Source organism: Candidatus Roizmanbacteria bacterium CG_4_9_14_0_2_um_filter_38_17, from assembly GCA_002788855.1.
Lineage (GTDB): Bacteria > Patescibacteriota > Microgenomatia.
Genome location: PFSB01000017.1, coordinates 13086 through 29469, shown reverse-complemented (window position 1 = coordinate 29469; position 16384 = coordinate 13086). Strand labels below are relative to the sequence as shown.

The 16384-nt window shown below is 39.4% G+C and carries 21 protein-coding genes; 13 read left to right on the top strand and 8 right to left on the bottom strand.

Going from position 1 to position 16384, the window contains the following annotated elements:
* Positions 1-35: 35 nt before the first annotated feature.
* The 4 genes from CO050_03930 to CO050_03915 are packed head-to-tail and all read left to right on the top strand — an operon-like array spanning position 36 to position 3766.
* Complete coding sequence (locus CO050_03930) at positions 36-719, top strand: multidrug ABC transporter ATP-binding protein (protein PJC31164.1); 684 nt, start codon at positions 36-38, stop codon at positions 717-719.
* Positions 716-1426, top strand: a complete 711-nt coding sequence (locus CO050_03925; protein PJC31163.1) for a hypothetical protein — start codon at positions 716-718, stop codon at positions 1424-1426. The genes CO050_03930 and CO050_03925 overlap by 4 nt, the downstream gene beginning before the upstream one ends.
* A gap of 4 nt (positions 1427-1430) precedes the next feature.
* A complete protein-coding gene (locus tag CO050_03920; GenBank protein ID PJC31162.1) occupies positions 1431-2912 on the top strand; it encodes a hypothetical protein in 1482 nt (493 codons plus the stop codon).
* Positions 2913-2917: 5 nt separating this feature from the next.
* Positions 2918-3766: a hypothetical protein gene (locus CO050_03915; protein PJC31161.1), complete on the top strand. Its 849-nt coding sequence runs from the start codon at positions 2918-2920 to the stop codon at positions 3764-3766.
* Between the two features lie 118 nt (positions 3767-3884).
* On the opposite strand, the gene CO050_03910 is transcribed toward CO050_03915, so the two are convergent.
* The 4 genes from CO050_03910 to CO050_03895 form a co-directional block, all read right to left on the bottom strand.
* Positions 3885-4064: a hypothetical protein gene (locus CO050_03910; GenBank protein ID PJC31160.1), complete on the bottom strand. Its 180-nt coding sequence runs from the start codon at positions 4062-4064 to the stop codon at positions 3885-3887.
* A 7-nt stretch (positions 4065-4071) separates the two neighbouring features.
* On the bottom strand, positions 4072-5100 hold the full coding sequence (locus CO050_03905; protein ID PJC31159.1) for a hypothetical protein: 1029 nt from the start codon (positions 5098-5100) through the stop codon (positions 4072-4074).
* Between the two features lie 67 nt (positions 5101-5167).
* Positions 5168-5620: a hypothetical protein gene (locus tag CO050_03900; GenBank protein PJC31158.1), complete on the bottom strand. Its 453-nt coding sequence runs from the start codon at positions 5618-5620 to the stop codon at positions 5168-5170.
* Positions 5611-5865 carry a hypothetical protein gene (locus CO050_03895; GenBank protein ID PJC31157.1) on the bottom strand — a complete coding sequence of 85 codons (255 nt, stop codon included), beginning with the start codon at positions 5863-5865 and terminating at the stop codon, positions 5611-5613. Before CO050_03895 ends, CO050_03900 begins: the two co-directional genes overlap by 10 nt.
* A 168-nt stretch (positions 5866-6033) precedes the next feature.
* Here CO050_03895 and CO050_03890 point away from each other — a divergent pair, with 168 nt between their 5' ends.
* The 4 genes from CO050_03890 to CO050_03875 are packed head-to-tail and all read left to right on the top strand — an operon-like array spanning position 6034 to position 8647.
* The gene (locus tag CO050_03890; protein PJC31156.1) at positions 6034-7746 is read left to right on the top strand and encodes a DNA ligase; all 1713 of its coding nucleotides are present in this window, start codon (positions 6034-6036) and stop codon (positions 7744-7746) included.
* Entirely contained in the window at positions 7743-8165 is a 423-nt protein-coding gene (locus CO050_03885) for a hypothetical protein (GenBank protein PJC31155.1), read from the top strand. The genes CO050_03890 and CO050_03885 overlap by 4 nt, the downstream gene beginning before the upstream one ends.
* 19 nt (positions 8166-8184) lie before the next feature.
* Complete coding sequence (locus CO050_03880) at positions 8185-8499, top strand: hypothetical protein (protein PJC31154.1); 315 nt, start codon at positions 8185-8187, stop codon at positions 8497-8499.
* A complete protein-coding gene (locus CO050_03875) occupies positions 8444-8647 on the top strand; it encodes a hypothetical protein (protein ID PJC31153.1) in 204 nt (67 codons plus the stop codon). Before CO050_03880 ends, CO050_03875 begins: the two co-directional genes overlap by 56 nt.
* 28 nt (positions 8648-8675) lie before the next feature.
* On the opposite strand, the gene CO050_03870 is transcribed toward CO050_03875, so the two are convergent.
* Genes CO050_03870 through CO050_03860 form a run of 3 tightly spaced genes read right to left on the bottom strand, consistent with a single transcriptional unit; the run spans position 8676 to position 9849 of the window.
* Positions 8676-8939 carry a type II toxin-antitoxin system RelE/ParE family toxin gene (locus CO050_03870; protein ID PJC31152.1) on the bottom strand — a complete coding sequence of 88 codons (264 nt, stop codon included), beginning with the start codon at positions 8937-8939 and terminating at the stop codon, positions 8676-8678.
* Positions 8940-8946: 7 nt separating this feature from the next.
* A complete protein-coding gene (locus CO050_03865) occupies positions 8947-9213 on the bottom strand; it encodes a hypothetical protein (protein PJC31151.1) in 267 nt (88 codons plus the stop codon).
* A 51-nt stretch (positions 9214-9264) separates the two neighbouring features.
* Complete coding sequence (locus CO050_03860; protein ID PJC31150.1) at positions 9265-9849, bottom strand: hypothetical protein; 585 nt, start codon at positions 9847-9849, stop codon at positions 9265-9267.
* A 48-nt stretch (positions 9850-9897) separates the two neighbouring features.
* Here CO050_03860 and CO050_03855 point away from each other — a divergent pair, with 48 nt between their 5' ends.
* From CO050_03855 to CO050_03840, 4 genes are all read left to right on the top strand, one after another.
* Entirely contained in the window at positions 9898-12348 is a 2451-nt protein-coding gene (locus tag CO050_03855; GenBank protein PJC31149.1) for a hypothetical protein, read from the top strand.
* Positions 12345-13301, top strand: a complete 957-nt coding sequence (locus tag CO050_03850) for a hypothetical protein (GenBank protein PJC31148.1) — start codon at positions 12345-12347, stop codon at positions 13299-13301. The genes CO050_03855 and CO050_03850 overlap by 4 nt, the downstream gene beginning before the upstream one ends.
* Positions 13302-13363: 62 nt before the next feature.
* Positions 13364-14629 (top strand): hypothetical protein, encoded by a 1266-nt coding sequence (locus CO050_03845; GenBank protein PJC31147.1) that lies wholly within the window; start codon positions 13364-13366, stop codon positions 14627-14629.
* Positions 14622-15464 (top strand): hypothetical protein, encoded by an 843-nt coding sequence (locus CO050_03840; protein ID PJC31146.1) that lies wholly within the window; start codon positions 14622-14624, stop codon positions 15462-15464. The genes CO050_03845 and CO050_03840 overlap by 8 nt, the downstream gene beginning before the upstream one ends.
* Here CO050_03840 and CO050_03835 read toward each other — a convergent pair.
* The gene (locus CO050_03835) at positions 15430-15837 is read right to left on the bottom strand and encodes a hypothetical protein (protein PJC31145.1); all 408 of its coding nucleotides are present in this window, start codon (positions 15835-15837) and stop codon (positions 15430-15432) included. The genes CO050_03840 and CO050_03835 overlap by 35 nt on opposite strands.
* Before the next feature lie 29 nt (positions 15838-15866).
* Here CO050_03835 and CO050_03830 point away from each other — a divergent pair, with 29 nt between their 5' ends.
* Positions 15867-16382, top strand: a complete 516-nt coding sequence (locus tag CO050_03830; GenBank protein PJC31144.1) for an aminoacyl-tRNA hydrolase — start codon at positions 15867-15869, stop codon at positions 16380-16382.
* Positions 16383-16384: the final 2 nt, after the last annotated feature.

The following is a 16384-nucleotide window of genomic DNA, read 5'->3' as shown; positions in this document are numbered from 1 at the left end:
CCTTGCCTTTAAAATGAGTGCTATAATAAGTGACCATGATCAAACTTAAGAATGTGTCTAAACAATTTGGTCAAGTTACCGCTGTAGACAATGTATCTTTCAGTATAGGTAAAGGAGAGGTGGTCGGGTTCTTGGGTCCCAATGGCGCAGGTAAAACAACCACTATGCGCATGCTCACCGGATTTGCCCGCCCTTCCTCAGGAGAGGTGTCTGTGGGCACTGTAAATCCAGATAAAGACCGCGTTAAAGCTGCCAAGCTCATTGGCTACCTGCCAGAAAATAACCCTCTGTATAGCGAAATGACTGTGGAGGAATATCTTAGATTTATAGCATCAACAAAAACCAGTTCCCCAAATACCAAAAACATAATAAAAGTTTGCGGTGTAGAAGAAAAACTTAAACATAAGATAGAAAATCTTTCCCGAGGATATAAACAAAGAGTAGGACTGGCCGCTTCCATCATAGGAAATCCAGAGATATTAATTCTTGATGAACCCACTTCTGGTCTTGACCCTAATCAGGTGGTAGAAATAAGGGGATTAATCAAAGAGTTGGGTAAGAAAAAGACCGTTATTCTCTCCACGCATATCTTACAAGAGGTTGAGGCGATGTGTTCAAGAGTGATTATTATAAATAAAGGCTCTATTGTTTATGACGATAAAGTTCCAAAAAGAAAAGGTAAACTTGAAAAAATATTCCACGACGTGACAATGAAATGAAAAATATTAAAACTATTGCCAAAAAAGAATTATCCTTTTATTTCAACACACCTACGGGTTTTATTATATTAGGGATATTTGGTGCCCTTGTAAACTTTCTGGCAATCCGCGATATTCTGATCCGTGATCAAGCAGATTTGATCCCAATTTTCTCGATCCTGCCTTGGTTGCTTTTAGTGATGGTTGCGGTAATCTCAGCTCGTAGTTTTGCCGAAGAGAAAAAATCTGGAACATTTGAAGTACTTATGACGCTACCTCTCAAACTGCAAGAAATTGTACTAGGTAAGTTTGTGGGGTTAAAAATACTCTCAGGCTTAACTGTGCTTAGCTTGCTTCCTACAATCATTGCTGTGTTTATGTTAGGTAGACCAGACCCTGGTGTCATTGTGGCAAGTTTACTGGCAGCTTTTCTTTTTGCCCAAACACTTGTTGCGATTGGGATGTTTATCTCTACTACTTCCAAAAATACTTTATCGGCTGTATTTGTAAGTATTATTGTCTTTTTCTTGGTGATGATTATTGGTAGTCCACTCATAACGGACCAATTTCCTCGCTTTTTACGCAGCATATTTTTCTTCATAAGCCCTATGGCTCGTTATCAGAATATGGCTCAAGGGGTCATTGATCTAAAAGACGTCACATATTTTATATCGGTAATCGTAGCATTCTTATACTTAAGCATTGAGCAGCTCAAGCGTAATCGCTAGTAATATGAAAAAAATTAAAGCATTCATGAGTACTCTTAGTAACAAAGGCTTAGTTATAGCAACCTTAGGAATTCTTATACTTTTAAACTACATTGTCTCTTTCTTCCCATTGCGCCTTGATCTCACCCAAGATCAGCGCTTTTCACTGGCTCCTGTAACTAAAGATATCTTAAATAATACTGATGACATTGTAACTATTAAGTTATATATTTCGACCCAACTTCCTAATCAGGTGTTGCCAATTAAACAAGAATTGGACAGTGTATTGGCGGAGTTTGAACGCGTTAGCTCTGGCAAAATCCAGGTTCAAACAGTTGTTCCTGATGCACCAGATAAAGAGCAAGAGGCGGCGAGTCTGGGCATCCCTAAGCTACAGTTTTCTGGCTTTGAAAGAGAAAAACTCCAGGTTCAACAAGGATATTTTGGCGGAGTTATTGAATACGGAGGTAAATCTGAAACAATCCCCGTATTTGAAGAGGGAGCAAACTATGAGTATCTCTTAATCTCCTCAATTAAACGCTTAACCAGCAACAATATTCCCACAGTTGCCTTCACAACAGGACACGGTGAAGTAGAGCAGATAGCTATAGCCAACCAGTTATTATCCCGTGACTTTAATGTAACCACTCAGGTTTTGGTAGCCACAGAAGGAGAAAACATAGCTATCTCAGATAACGTTAGTACTCTCGTAGTAGTCGGTAGTACCCAAGTTTGGCAAGAGCAGGAAAAACAAATCTTACGAGACTTTGTTAACAGTGGAAAATCTGTGCTTCTAGCTGTTGAGGGGGTTGAGGTTACCGAAAATTTACAGGCCTTTCCTGTAGATCATAATCTTAACGATACTTTTAGCGCGCTGGGTCTAAGCTTAAATAGCGATCTAGTTGTATCTGCTTCCAATGAGATAGCAAATTTCCGTACGGCAACTAATATTTTTCTAACACCCTATCCTTTCTGGATCAGAATTCAGCCAGCAGGGGTGAATAAGGATATTCCTGCTTTATCCCAGCTTGAAACAGCAATGTTCCCTTGGGCAAGCAGCATTTCTATTCAAGGACCGTCCTTAAATAAATCTAAAGAACAGCCCTTTATCTTAATGCAAACTGTGCCGCAAAGCTACACAATGAACGAGAATTTCAACCTCGACCCCAGTCAGGATTTTAGTCTGGACATAGAGACAAAGGGTAAGGTAGTTGCCGCGGCAACCCAAACATCTACAGGGGGCAAAGTAGCGTTAGTTGGAGATAGCGATTTTATCTCTGATGCAGGGTTCCAGCGAGAGCAAGCTAACGCTGTCTTTTTTGTTAACCTAGTGGATTGGTTAAGTTCCGATGCCGCCCTCTCATCCATTCGTGCTCGAGGAATAAGTTATCGTCCACTAACGGTATTATCTGACTCCATGCGCGACACAGTTAAATATGGACTCATAGCTGTAGTTCCCGTCCTAGCGCTCATACTTGGCTTCATCCGGATTAATAAGCGAAAATAAAAATAATGAACTTAAAAGGTTTAACCCTGTTGGTCTTTGTTTTATTACTCACAACTGCTATTTTCCTTCGCAATCCTAACTTTTTTAGTTTTTTAAGTAAATCTCAATTGATCGATACGGCGGGAGTAACTGAAATAACCATTTCTCAAATCCACTTAGCTAAAATAAAAGATATTTGGGTTGTAGCATCGTCTGACAACTTCCCAGCTGATCAAAATAAAATAGAAGAGCTCTTAACTAATCTAGCTTCTCTTACAACGGATAATCTTGTCTCTACCAATCCAGATAACCACGATCAATACGGGGTGGGGGAAAACGGCGTGGTTCTTAAAATTGGTGAGCAAACTATCATAATTGGCAACTCAGGGCTTGGGTTTGCTGCAAGTAACTACTTTCGTCTGGCGGATTCCGACCAGGTGTATCTGTCAGATACCAGTTTTGAGCCAACTGCTAAAGACTCTGAATGGAGAGATTTAGCTCTTAACTTTCCAACTTCCATTAACCAGATTACCATTCAGAACAATAGCGGTGAGTTTGTATTTGAACAAAAAGATGATAGCTGGATTCTTATGCAGCCCCAGCTTGAGAAAGTAATTGAAACACGTGTAGCTGATCTTGCCCACCGCCTCCAATTTATGAGAGCTGAAGATGCCACAACTTCTGGGGAGCTAGGCATACCAGCTGTAACAATAACTGTTAAAGGCGTAGAAGGTGAAGACGCTCTAGTAATTGGCCAAGAAGAGGGTAATGAGCGCCTGGTAAAACTAAATAGCTCTCCCTATCTTTATTACCTGCCCCCTTCGGAGTTTGGTGTATTTCTGGATCTGGATAAGGAATATTTCCAAGCTGATTAATTTGTCATTTTGACGAAGATGCAACCATTGCTGGTGAATTTGCAGATAAACTCGAAGGCATTGTTCAAAGATCTGAATTAATAGAAGAGTAAAATATCTGCATATAAAGATCGGATCTTTACTGAAACATAAAGTAGCTGGTGATGGTTACAAGCAAGAAAATAATTCCCATTATCATCGGCACCCAACCAGATTGCTTTTCCATAAACTTGTGAACTCCCTCAAATATCATAGACAAAGAGAAGAGCGCTGGTAAGACCAGTGTAATATACAACATAGATGGATCAGCTGTTGACATCGTATTTTTAGGCAAGCACGTACCTTGCCGCTTTTGTCCTCCCTTTTTTTTTAATTATCCCTTTCTTACTTAAATCTTTCAATTCACGAAGCACCGTATCATCTGAAATATCCGGGAAAATAGCCTTAAAAGCAGAGTTTTGCATAAATCCATGTTCTTGAATATATTCAATAACCTTAATCTGACGATTACCCAAATATACCTGCCCGCCGATAACATGTTGAAACTTTAGATCGCGGGATATCTTCATAACTTTCTGCTTTATACGCATAAACTCGATGGCCAACCCCTCACAGAAGTACTCTAACCAAGGAGTTAGATCTCTCTCGGTTACAGATTGAAGAGCTTTGTAATAGCTTAAAGCATCCCTGTCATAGTGCTCTTCAAGAGAGAAAAAGCGCCTTGTATCGTAGTGTTCGTTATACAAAAGAGCTGCAGTAAATGCTCTTGCCACTCTCCCATTTCCATCAACAAACGGATGAATTCTAACTAGCTCATAATGAACAATCCCTGCCTTAATAATTGGGTGGGTCTTAAGCTCATCTCTTAACCAATTTAAGAATTCTCGTGTTAAATATGGGACCTCAACAGCCGGTGGGGGGCGGTAACTTACATCTCCCGTATGAAGATTGCGAACCACTACCTGCGAACCACGATAGACTCCAATCTGTGTTTCTTCTAGAATATTCTCCGCTGTTAATCTATGCAAAGTTTTTAAAAGTGTCTCATCTAGTTCTTTTCTGTCTTGTCCAATGTAATCAATAACATTACGGTAATTAATAATCTCCTGCACGTCTCTAGGTCTCCCAACAATCTTCTCCCCCTCAATAACCCGTCTTGCCTCTGAGATGTTTAACTCATTACCTTCAAGATGTGTTCCATGATGCACAGACCTAACTAAAGCATCATCCTGAAAGCGTTTCTCCCACGAAGGCAAAAGTGGAGAAGCGTCAATAATAGCCTTAGCTGCATCAATATTTCCAACTTCACGCAGCATGGAGTTTGTAATTGTATATACAGGTCTGTACATAAGCATATTATAACATTTATCGCAATTCTTGCGGGAAATAACCACTCAAGGACCAAGTCCTTGGTTTATCAACCTATAATAAAGAATTTAAAAGTAGAATTTTATTCGATTCTAATTTACTAAAATGCTTATCATTTGTTAAAAATAGAGGAGCACTATGAACCTGTGCGGTGGCAAACTGGATCGCATCTGGCGTACGTAGTCCATGCTTACGTCTTAAGCTAGAAGATAACTCAACCGTTTCCCAACTTATATCTGCAACTGTAAGATTATTCATTTGCTTAAAAAATTCCAGATAAAGCTTAATCTGAGAGGGCTTGTCCGTCAGCCCAGGAGTAGAAAGAATCTCAATTGGAGTTATTACAGATGTAACCAGCTGTATTTTTCCTTGTTCTGTCAGATCAAAAAGAGTTTTTACCCACGAATAGTAACGAGGGTTTTGTTCAAACAGATAGATAAATATCATTGAATCCACACCACAGACCTTTGCCTGAACCAATCGATTTTTAAATTGATTTAATCCCATTGCTCTCGTTGCTGTTCTATGTAATTATCTGCATTGGACCATAAACCTTTGCCTGAACCAGTAACAAGATTAGTCCAACTATCGGGCTTAGGGGATAGGACAAGAGTTTTACCACCATGCAGTAATTCACCTATCCAGGCAATTACCTGTGTACCTTGGTTAAGACTAAGCAGTTTACGCCAAGCCTTTGGAATTGTTATCTGCCCTTGTGGGCTGACTGTTAGATTAATTGTTTGTGTTTCCATATTTTTATTATACACAAAATCTAAAATTTAGTCAAGCATTCTAAAAGAAAGTGCAACATATAAAGGCGAAGCCTTTTAAGGCAGGTAAACAAACCCTTAATCAACTATAACCCCTACTATTATTTGTGTAATATATACTAACAAGACGTATCTTGTATAATAAATATCATGAAGATCTCTAAACTTTCCTCGTATTGGGAACAGATCGAGGCTGTTAGCTCGCGTCTCTCCATGACAGATATTTTGGCTGAACTACTGAAGGAAGCAGACATTGAGGAGGTAGACAAGGTCTGCTATCTATCTTTAGGAAGGCTGGGACCACTTTTTGCAAATACAGAGTTTAATTTGGCAGAAAAGATGATGGTCAAAGCCGTGGCTCAGGCTTATGATATAAGTCAGGAAATAGCTAACGAGAAATTTAAATCGGCAGGAGATATAGGCACAGTTGTAGCTCTCTTAGGTGACAAGATCATAGATAAAGATTTATCTGTAGGTCAAGTACATAGTCAACTATTAAGCATAGCTACAGATTCAGGAACTGGTTCACAAGAGCGAAAATTACAGGGCGTGGCAAAGCTCTTGCAAACTGTTGACGCTAACACCGCCAAATATCTTGTACGAATTCCCATCTCCAAAATGCGCTTAGGTTTTTCGGATAAAACAGTTCTTGATGCATTGTCAGTGATGACTAATGGAGATAAGTCTGGCAAGATAGAGCTTGAATCAGCATATAATGTTCGCCCCGACGTGGGCAGACTTGCCAAGTTGGTAAAAAAAGAGGGGATAGAGGCGGTAAAAAAACTACAGGAGCCAGAGCTTGGTGTGCCGATCTTAATGGCCAAAGCCCAGCGAGCAAGCTCGGGAGAAGAGATATTGCTTAGGATTGGAGATTGCGGGGTAGAACCTAAAATAGACGGCTTCAGACTCCAGATCCATAAACAGGGAAACGACGTTAAGCTGTTTACGCGTGGACTGGAAGACGTTACTTTTATGTATCCAGATATAGTAGAAGCTTCACAGAAACAAATTAAAGCAGATAATGCAATCGTAGAGGGTGAAGCAATCGCATATGACCCTGAAACTGGAAAAAATTTACCTTTTCAAGAAACAGTCCAGAGAAAACGCAAGCACGGCATTGATGAGTTAGCAAAATCTGTTCCTTTAAAGCTCATTGCTTTTGAGCTGCTTTATCTTGATGGAGATAGCTACCTAGACCAGCCATTTATAAAGCGCCGCAAAGAGCTTGAGGATATTATTACCCATGGTAAACGCATAGTCTTATCCGAAAAGACTCATGTCCAGCTTGGAGAAGCAGAGCTCCTTGAAAAGATTTTTGAAAAAGCGTTAGCAGATAATTTTGAGGGGATTATGGCCAAGCGTCTAGATGCCAAATACGTTGCTGGAGCGCGTAACTTTAACTGGATTAAGTATAAAAAAAGCTACTCCTCAAGTCTTTCAGATACTGTTGACGCCGTGGTGTTAGGATATGACCTGGGCAAAGGTAAACGCACGCAGTTTGGCATTGGAGGATTTTTAGTTGGCGTATATGATGAGGAAACCAAGACTTATAAGACAGTGTCTAAAGTAGGCACTGGTTTGTCTGATGATCAATGGAGAGAGCTAAAGAAAGAAAGTGAAGAGTTAAGAGTAAAGAGTAAACCTAATGAATACGAAGTATATGATGTTGTTGATGTTGATGTCTGGCTTGATCCAAAGATTGTTGTAGAACTTGAAGCAGACGAACTTACCCTAAGCACCATGCATTCGGCAGGATTGGCTCTGCGTTTTCCTAGATTGAAACGCTTTCGCGATGATAAACAGCCTACCCAAGCAACTAATCTTACAGAAATTAATCAACTATATAATAACCAAATAAAGTGAGAATTAACACGCAAGCTATCAAGGGTTATTTCCAGGAAAACATGCCCATAGTGGTGATTCCGTACAAATATATTGTTCTACCATTATTAGTGCTTTTATTCTTGTTTATAGGGGCATCTTTCATTCGTCCCCCGGGAAATCTAGCGCCATCGCCAGATTCTACAATTTCCAGTAACCCAGTTTTCCGTTTTGAAATAAGCAAGAATTTTATGTATAGAAACTATAGCGTCAAAGTCAAAACTACAAGGGGAAAACATAAAATTAGGGTTCGCGAAACTGGAAACAATATAACAGTAACACCCATTAGCCCATTATTGTCTAACGATAATATTGATCTAGAAATAATCATCAGCAAGGGATTTAGCTTTCTAACTCTCTGGAGCAAAACTTATAATTATTCTTACTCTGTCACCCGCTAGGATGTGATAAAATTTATAAATGCAGGACAAGTCTAAATTCTTAAAAACAGCTATCGAGGCTTCTAATATAGCAGGCAAAATAACTACAAATTATTTTAACAAAGGCTTCTCAGTTCAAGTAAAAAAAGACAACTCTCCAGTTACGATTGCAGATAAGGAAGCGGAAACTGCCATTCGTGAGCACATGCATAAAGCATTTCCTAATCACGGATTCTTGGGTGAGGAACAAGGAAGGAATACAACAGATTCAGAATATACCTGGATAATCGACCCCATTGATGGCACTAAAAACTTCACTCACAAGTTACCTTTTTGGGCCAGAGGGATATGTTAATCTGTGGGATATTGCAGCTGTGTCAATTATTGTGGAAGAAGCGGGTGGTAAAGTTACGGATTTAGATGGCAAGCCAATTGGTCGACAAACAAAGACCTTGCTTTCAACCAATCGCGCCCTCCACTCCCAGATCCTTAAATATTTTTAGGTTCAAGTAAGGTTAAGCCTTACTTGAATTAATAAATATTCCCGCGGTAGTCTATATTCCAGACATAGATTTTTCGCTTACCCTTATTCATTTCATAATTAACTCGAAGATTACCCATTCTTAATCTATAACTTTGACCAGTATTTATAAGCTTCTTAACATTTAAGCTAATTGAAGTTGGTTCTTTTGCTAATATCTCCAGTTTCTTTATGATTTTCTTTTGATCAGTGGGATGAATTCGTCTTAGATTTTTTACTGCACGTGGGTGATAGAGCAGAGTAAAGGAGTCCATATTATATTTAAGCCAACTCTTTTATAAGCTTGTCGTGTGATATCCAAGGAACTCTAGCTTTATTCTCCTTTTCAAATTCCTGAGCAGACTGCGCGTCAATCGAGTCTTCAGCCAAATCACGAAGCTTGCTATAAGCGTCAATTCCCAATAATACTGCTTGGGGTTTAGAGTGATGCAGGATATACATAGGTTCGACAGCTTTTTGCGCTTGCTTAAGCATCATCATGGTTTTCTCTCTAAGATCAGTAACAGTCTTCAAATTCATAGTAAACATATTATACGAGAAAAACCTTATAAATTCAAGAGAAATATCTAAGGCTCAAAGTTAGTTCCAGTTCTGATCTGCGTGGTGATAGCCCTCCGGAGGACTGCAGAAATATGTAGGAACGTTGAGGTTAATATCGTCAGCATCATATACCCATCCAGCTGCGGCAAACTTATTTTCTCCAGCCGAGTGAATATTATCTGTACAACAAGACTCACCATCTCCATTAACATCAGGACAACTTGGACCCCCGCTTTCACCTTCATTTTCATTGACCATATAAGGATTTCCCCAAGGATCCAAAAAAGGGGACTCAAGAGTCATTAACCCATTTGCAGCAACATTCAAGGTCGATAAAACATTAAGGTAATTATTAAGACAACTAGCACTTGTAATATTATCTGCACCACGACAAACACACTCTGAACAACCATTTCCAGTTATCTCTTTTAATGTTAACCCACTCTCTCCCCGGGCAAGATCCATCAGTTCAGCTAGCTGCCTCATTTCATTTTTAGCCCTATTATATTGAGTTCGCTTAGTAATTCCTCTATATGAGGCCAATCCAGAAGCAGCAAGTAACCCAATTATAGAGATTACAACCAATAGTTCAATTAGTGTAAAGCCTTTAGCGCAGCGGTTCATAATATTATTATACTTAATAATTTGATGAAACGTGTTAAGATTTGATGTATGCAAAATAAAAGAGGGCTAACAGAGAAAGAAGCTAAAAAAAGACTTAAAAATCATGGAGAAAACAAGCTCCCTTCAAAACCTCCAACACCAGATATCAGAATTTTTCTACGCCAGCTTACCTCACCTCTAATATATATTCTGCTTATAGCCTCAGGAATCACTTTTTTCCTTAGGGATTTTACAGATACAGCAGTTATTATGATAGCTGTCATAATAAACACGACACTAGGTTACTACCAAGAGCAAAAAGCAGAACATGCTTTAGAATCACTTCGTAAATTCCTACACCCAACCGCGACCGTAGTAAGGTCAAATGTTAGGCTAGAGATTCCAATTGAAGATATAGTCCCTGGTGACATAGTCATACTTGCCGCGGGAGAAAGAGTACCCGCCGATGGGCAGCTTCTTGAAGTCCATAGTTTAACAATTAATGAAGCCATACTCACTGGAGAATCTGTACCGGTTCAAAAAGTTATAACAGGACGAGAGGTATCTGCAAATCTTGTTTTCATGGGTACGACAGTTTTGTCAGGCCGGGGGCTAATGAAAGTTCAAGAGACAGGCAAAGCAACACAGATTGGTAAAATAGCAGTTCAACTACGAGATGAAAAAGAAGCACAAACCCCGTTGCAGCTCAAGTTAGCTAAATTAGCAAAATTCTTAGCCGTTGCTGTAGTAATAATTGCGGTGCTAATATTTATAATTGGAGTATTAACAGGTAAGGATCCTTTAGAAATGTTTACAATTGGTGTGGCTGTGGCAGTTGCGGCAATTCCGGAAGGATTAATGGTGTCCTTAACAGTTATTTTAGCAATTGGGATGCAGCGCATTTTCAAGCGCAAAGCCTTGGTCAGAAAACTTGTTGCCGCAGAAACTCTAGGCTCGGTTACTATAGTTACCTCAGATAAAACAGGAACACTCACTGAGGGCAAAATGAGCGTAAGTAGAACAGATTTTACAGATACAAAGGCTGCGATGCAGGCCATGCATTACGCTAATAACCAAGAAGATCCACTCGAGCTAGCCATTAATGAGTATCTTCTCCATATTAAAGGCAAGGCCTTTAATATGGAGAAGATTGATGAACTGCCATTTGATCCTGATTTAAAATACCAGAGCGCGTTGGTAAAAGAAGAAAATCAAAACACTCTCTATCTATCCGGAGCACCTGAAATAGTGCTGGAACTATGTAATATCGATAATAAGGAAAAAGACAACTGGCTTAAAAAAATTGAAGAGTGGGGAGAGCAGGGTCTTAGAATTGTAGGATTAGCCTGCAAAACCCATTCCAGGAATGTGAATCACATTCCTGGAATGGGTATAGAGTCATGCCAATGGTTGGGATTAGTTGGCATCGAAGATCCGGTGCGCATTGGTGTTGTTGAAACAATTGAGGCTATGGGAAGGTCAGGTGTGAGATTAAAGATTATCACTGGCGACTACTTACCCACTGCCCGGGCTATCTGGAGCAATATCAAATCAGAGTCAAGCTATCTAAAAGAAAATTATAAACTAGACCTGGCTGTAACTGGAAGTGAGATAGAAAGATGGGGTCAACAAGACTGGATAGAAAAATTAGCAAAAACAACCATCTTTGCTCGCGTATCGCCTCGCCAGAAACTCAAGATTGTGGAAAAACTACAAGAACAAGGGGAGGTTGTGGCAATTTTTGGAGACGGGGTTAATGACGCGCTTGCCATCAAGCGTGCAGATATTGGCGTGGTGGTTAACGAGGCGGCAGATACTGCAAAGGAGACTGCAGACATGGTTCTTCTGGACTCTAATTTCAAAACAGTTATATCTGCAATTGAGGAGGGACGAGGTATTTATGACAATATTCGAAAAGTTGCTCTTTATTTACTTTCAGATAGTTTTTCCGAGATAATTCTTATCATTCTCTCACTTCTCATTGGAGTGCCGCTTCCTTTGACAGCGGCGCAGATTCTCTGGATTAATCTCTTAACAGACGGCTTTCCCAACCTTGCTTTAACAGTTGAGCCCAAAGAAAAAGATGTTTTGAAACGAAAACCTGAGGATCCCCATCAAGGATTGTTTAATAGGCAGATGTGGATATTAACTGCAACCATCTCAGGCGTAACTGGAGTTGCGTCTTTTGGCATTTTCTGGTGGATTTGGAAAAGTACAGGGGACATTACGCTAGCCCGCTCTGTGACCTTTGCTACCTTGGGAGTAGATAGCCTGCTCTACGTTTACTCTGTGCGAAACTTGCATCAATCAATATTATCAACCTCAATTCTTAGCAATAAATTTTTATTAGTTGCTGTAATTGGGGGATTCCTACTCCAGCTCATCTCGTTATATGTGCCATTCTTTAACAATCTACTCCATACAGTGCCACTGGGATTTTCTAGCTGGATAATTGTCCTTGGGGCCAGCGGTCTGGTAATTCTGTTGATTGAAATGATAAAGTGGGTATATAGAAGATGACACTACTCTATTTTGCCTTACTAGTAATACTCTCACTGCTTTTAATTCAGATTACCTCCAAATTAATCGTATATTTAAGCCGACTAAATAACGATCTAAAAATAGGTGGCTTTGCCCTGGCAGGATTTCTCTTGGCCTTGGCTACCAGTTTACCGGAGCTCTTCGTAGGAATCGCCTCTGCGCTAGAAGGCACCCCAGCCATTTCACTCGGAAACGTAATAGGGTCCAACATCGCAAACTTAACAATTGTTGCTGGTTTAGCAGCATTATTTGGAGGAACACTCGTAATTAAAAACGGTACCACGAAACAAGATCTACTACACACTTTCATCGCCGGAGCCTCTCCCTTAGTGCTGTTATTAGATAAAGAGCTTACACGTGTTGACGCCATTATTTTAATAGCTCTCTACGGAATCTATAACTACACACTCTTAACTAAGCGTCAGATGGGTTATGAGGGAAGGGAGAGTGGAATAGCGCTACTTTTCAGGCGCCTTCAGCCCAAGCGAACCAAGCAAACTTTAAGAATGGTTTTTTTAGCTGTAGCTGGTATTTTTATAACCTCAGATTTAATTGTCCGACTAGCTCAAGCTATTGCCGGAACATTTCATATACCCGTATTTCTAATTGGCTTATTTGTTGTAGCACTTGGAACCAGTCTACCCGAGCTGGCATTTGAGTATCAAGCAATTAAAAAGCGCAAAGGGGCGATGTTTTTAGGTAATCTAATGGGGTCAGTCGTTGCCAATGGAACTTTAATCATTGGAATCACCGCCTTAATTCATCCAATTAAGATAGTTGCTCTAAGTGAATATCTAGTCGCCAGCATCTTTTTTGTCGGAGCTTTCTTTATCTTCTACATTATGACCCGCACTAAACACAGGCTCGACCGCTGGGAGGGGGGAGTGTTAGTATTGTTATACTTCTTATTTATTCTCTTAGAGATGATATAAACAATTAAAGGCGAAGCCTTTACATGTGAGGTAATTGATGCTTTGGGTATATAATAGGCTATATGCGCATAGCTTATTTTACTGATATGTACCCACCTCAGGTAAACGGAGTTGCAACTTCTGTAGCGAATCTTGCGTTTGAAATTGCCAACAAAGGACACGATGTGATGATTTTTACTCCAGTCATGTCAGGTATAAAAAGAAGCAGACCTGAACATAAAAGAGTTGAAATCGTTTCATTGATATCTATTCCCACCGGTTTCTATCCGGAATTTAAGTTATCTCTTTTTGACTTTTCAAAAGTGATTAAACACCTACGAAGATTTAAACCTGACATTATTCATTTCCATACTCCATTCACGGTTGGACTTGATGCAGTTGTTGCATCCAGGTTCTTAAACGTACCACTAGTAGGCACACATCATGCCTATTTGAATGCGCCAATGTTTTCATTTATTAAATCAGACATTATGCAATCTTTAGCATCTACTATTTCAGTTAAATACTGCCGTTTTTTCTATAGTTACTGTGATCTGCAGTTGTCACCGTCAAGAAAATTAATAAAATATCTTAAGAAATCCAAGTTTAAGGACAATCTACAACATTTACCAAATCCTGTTTCGCTTGACAATATCCAGCCACGCGATGAAGCCAAAGTTGCCCGAACTGTAAAAAAGCTTGGATTGACAGATAATGTAGTAATTCATTATGGCAGACTATCGCTAGAGAAAAGAGTTGACTATGTAATTAGAGCTTTTGCTAAAGCTGTAAAAATAAACCCTAAATTATCATTACTAATTATTGGCGATGGCCCAGCAACGAAAGATCTGGTATCTCTGTCTAAAGAACTAGAAATTGGTGATAAATGCCATTTTACAGGTTATATAGAAAATCACAAGCTAATATCATCAGGAATGCTTTATGTTGCTAATGTATTTATTACAGCAAGCCCAATGGAGAATCAGCCAATGGTGGTGCTCGAAGCAATGGCGCACGGATTACCGATTATTGGTGTCGATCAAGCTGGAATGACCGAATTGATGGATAAAAACGGAATATTAGTTAAAAAAGCGGATGTCAATGCATTAGCTAAGGCAATTTTAGAGATAACAGGCAACCGTACTCTACAGCGAAAAATGTCAGCAACATCCACTAAACTATCTCAGCAATTTGCAGCTCCGCAAGTAGCTGAGCAAGCGCTAAATTATTATAATCAAACAATTTCTAAATACAAACAGAAGCCTCATTCAAATCCTTGGAAGCTAAGTAGGCTTAAGGAATTAACCGAACAATTAAGACATGAATTAAGTAGGCACTTGCGTGACTAATAAAAAGTACAAACCACTATTATTTGCTCATAAGGCTATTGAATGGTTATCCGGGGGAAAAGATAAGCTAAAGGGATTTGACTATGTGGAGCTTGATATTCGAAAGACAAAAGATGAAGTTCTGGTCGTTTCCCACGATAGGAGCGTTAAAAACCGCATCCACCGAATATTAGTTGATAAATTTACCCATAAAGAACTTAAACAAAAAACAGGAAAATACCTTCCAAAACTTAATGATATTTTAAAGGAGCTCAATGGGAATGTCATGTTTAACCTGGACTTAAAACAAGAAGGAATGATAGATGATATTGTAAAAATAATAAACAAATATAAGCTAGAGAGTCGCGTTATGATCGACTCGTTTAACCACGAAGAACTGTATATTTTGTCACAGGTATTGCCCAAAGCAAAGTTAACTTACTCTTTTAATTATGCAGACCGCAAGGGTTTATTAAGTCATAGAACTATTCGACTAATAGGCTACCTAGGTTTTTTTGTATTACGCCCACTATGGCCGCGACTGGTAAAAGTTATGGCTAAACGTAAACCATTTGTTCCAGCGGCGTCGATTTATTGGAGAGCACTAAACCCGGGGGTAATAGATTTTTTTCATAAGCGGAAAATCCCTGTCTACACATTTCCTGTAAATAGTCAAGAAGTATTTAATAAAATGCTAGAGCTTAAGGTCGATGGTATCAAAACCTCCAACCCAGAATTAATACAAGGCAAGGCCCTGTATGTCCGCCAGCATGCGGAGGAAGATCTTGCCTTAAGTTGTGCAAAAGTTTTAAAACCGGGTTTTAAAATAACAGATTCTGGAGTTGTTTGCGGGTGAGAGCACCGAAGAAAGGAAGTTCATATTCTTCACCAGAATAAGCTTTAAAAACTACAACAAACCACACAATCACTCCAACCATACTAAAGAACTGAGAAAGCAGGAAAGTAAACCCACCCAGAGGCAGATAACCAATTGCTATATTTGCTAATATTAAAAATCCAAATGTAATGGTTGATTGCAAGGCGTGAAAACGAACATAAGCATCTGACTTTTCAATCAATAACATAGCTACCCCTGTTACAGGTCCACCTAGATAGGAGAAGGCAGCTATTAAGTTGCGATTATTACCTCCACCACCAGAAACAGCTGAACCAGAGCTTTTTGATTCCATAACCGAATTGTCTGATGGTAAATCTGTATGAGTAGGCATAATGTTATGATACCATATTAAAGCAAATCATGAAATTAGTAGTAGGACTAGGAAATCCAGGTGCAGAATACAAGAATACCCGACACAATGCTGGTTTTATGGTGATTGACAAACTCAATGAGCTTAATTTTCATGCAGCTGAGAAAGTAATTTTCTTAAAACCCCAGACATTCATGAATAATAGTGGGAGAGAAGTGAGAAATTATATTAAAGGCCTTGCCTTTAATAATTTAATAGTTGTGCATGATGAGCTGGATTTACCAATAGGTCAGATCAAGGTTCAACTTGGTGGAGGCTCGGCAGGTCACAATGGAGTACAATCGGTGATCGACCACTTAGGATCACAGGATTTTATAAGAGTAAGAATTGGTGTTCAAGCTCTAAACTGCGATATTAAAACCGGTGCTAAAGCCAAGGATTACCTGTTATCCAATTTCACCAAAGAGGACCGCGAAATAATCGACCCAGTAATCGAAAAAGCCGCCCAGGAAATAAGGGAGATATTAAATAATGGAGTGGATTCCGCCATGAATAAATATAACTAGCC

Coding starts and splice junctions, on each gene's coding strand:
- CO050_03880 (PJC31154.1), top strand. CDS start 8,185: ATGCAGGACAAGTCTAAATTCTTAAAAACAGCTATCGAGGCTTCTAAT.
- CO050_03830 (PJC31144.1), top strand. CDS start 15,867: ATGAAATTAGTAGTAGGACTAGGAAATCCAGGTGCAGAATACAAGAAT.
- CO050_03900 (PJC31158.1), bottom strand. CDS start 5,620: ATGGGATTAAATCAATTTAAAAATCGATTGGTTCAGGCAAAGGTCTGT.
- CO050_03930 (PJC31164.1), top strand. CDS start 36: ATGATCAAACTTAAGAATGTGTCTAAACAATTTGGTCAAGTTACCGCT.
- CO050_03895 (PJC31157.1), bottom strand. CDS start 5,865: ATGGAAACACAAACAATTAATCTAACAGTCAGCCCACAAGGGCAGATA.
- CO050_03925 (PJC31163.1), top strand. CDS start 716: ATGAAAAATATTAAAACTATTGCCAAAAAAGAATTATCCTTTTATTTC.
- CO050_03905 (PJC31159.1), bottom strand. CDS start 5,100: ATGCTTATGTACAGACCTGTATATACAATTACAAACTCCATGCTGCGT.
- CO050_03870 (PJC31152.1), bottom strand. CDS start 8,939: ATGGACTCCTTTACTCTGCTCTATCACCCACGTGCAGTAAAAAATCTA.
- CO050_03865 (PJC31151.1), bottom strand. CDS start 9,213: ATGTTTACTATGAATTTGAAGACTGTTACTGATCTTAGAGAGAAAACC.
- CO050_03845 (PJC31147.1), top strand. CDS start 13,364: ATGCGCATAGCTTATTTTACTGATATGTACCCACCTCAGGTAAACGGA.
- CO050_03875 (PJC31153.1), top strand. CDS start 8,444: ATGGCACTAAAAACTTCACTCACAAGTTACCTTTTTGGGCCAGAGGGA.
- CO050_03915 (PJC31161.1), top strand. CDS start 2,918: ATGAACTTAAAAGGTTTAACCCTGTTGGTCTTTGTTTTATTACTCACA.
- CO050_03835 (PJC31145.1), bottom strand. CDS start 15,837: ATGCCTACTCATACAGATTTACCATCAGACAATTCGGTTATGGAATCA.
- CO050_03855 (PJC31149.1), top strand. CDS start 9,898: ATGCAAAATAAAAGAGGGCTAACAGAGAAAGAAGCTAAAAAAAGACTT.
- CO050_03910 (PJC31160.1), bottom strand. CDS start 4,064: ATGTCAACAGCTGATCCATCTATGTTGTATATTACACTGGTCTTACCA.
- CO050_03850 (PJC31148.1), top strand. CDS start 12,345: ATGACACTACTCTATTTTGCCTTACTAGTAATACTCTCACTGCTTTTA.
- CO050_03860 (PJC31150.1), bottom strand. CDS start 9,849: ATGAACCGCTGCGCTAAAGGCTTTACACTAATTGAACTATTGGTTGTA.
- CO050_03890 (PJC31156.1), top strand. CDS start 6,034: ATGAAGATCTCTAAACTTTCCTCGTATTGGGAACAGATCGAGGCTGTT.
- CO050_03920 (PJC31162.1), top strand. CDS start 1,431: ATGAAAAAAATTAAAGCATTCATGAGTACTCTTAGTAACAAAGGCTTA.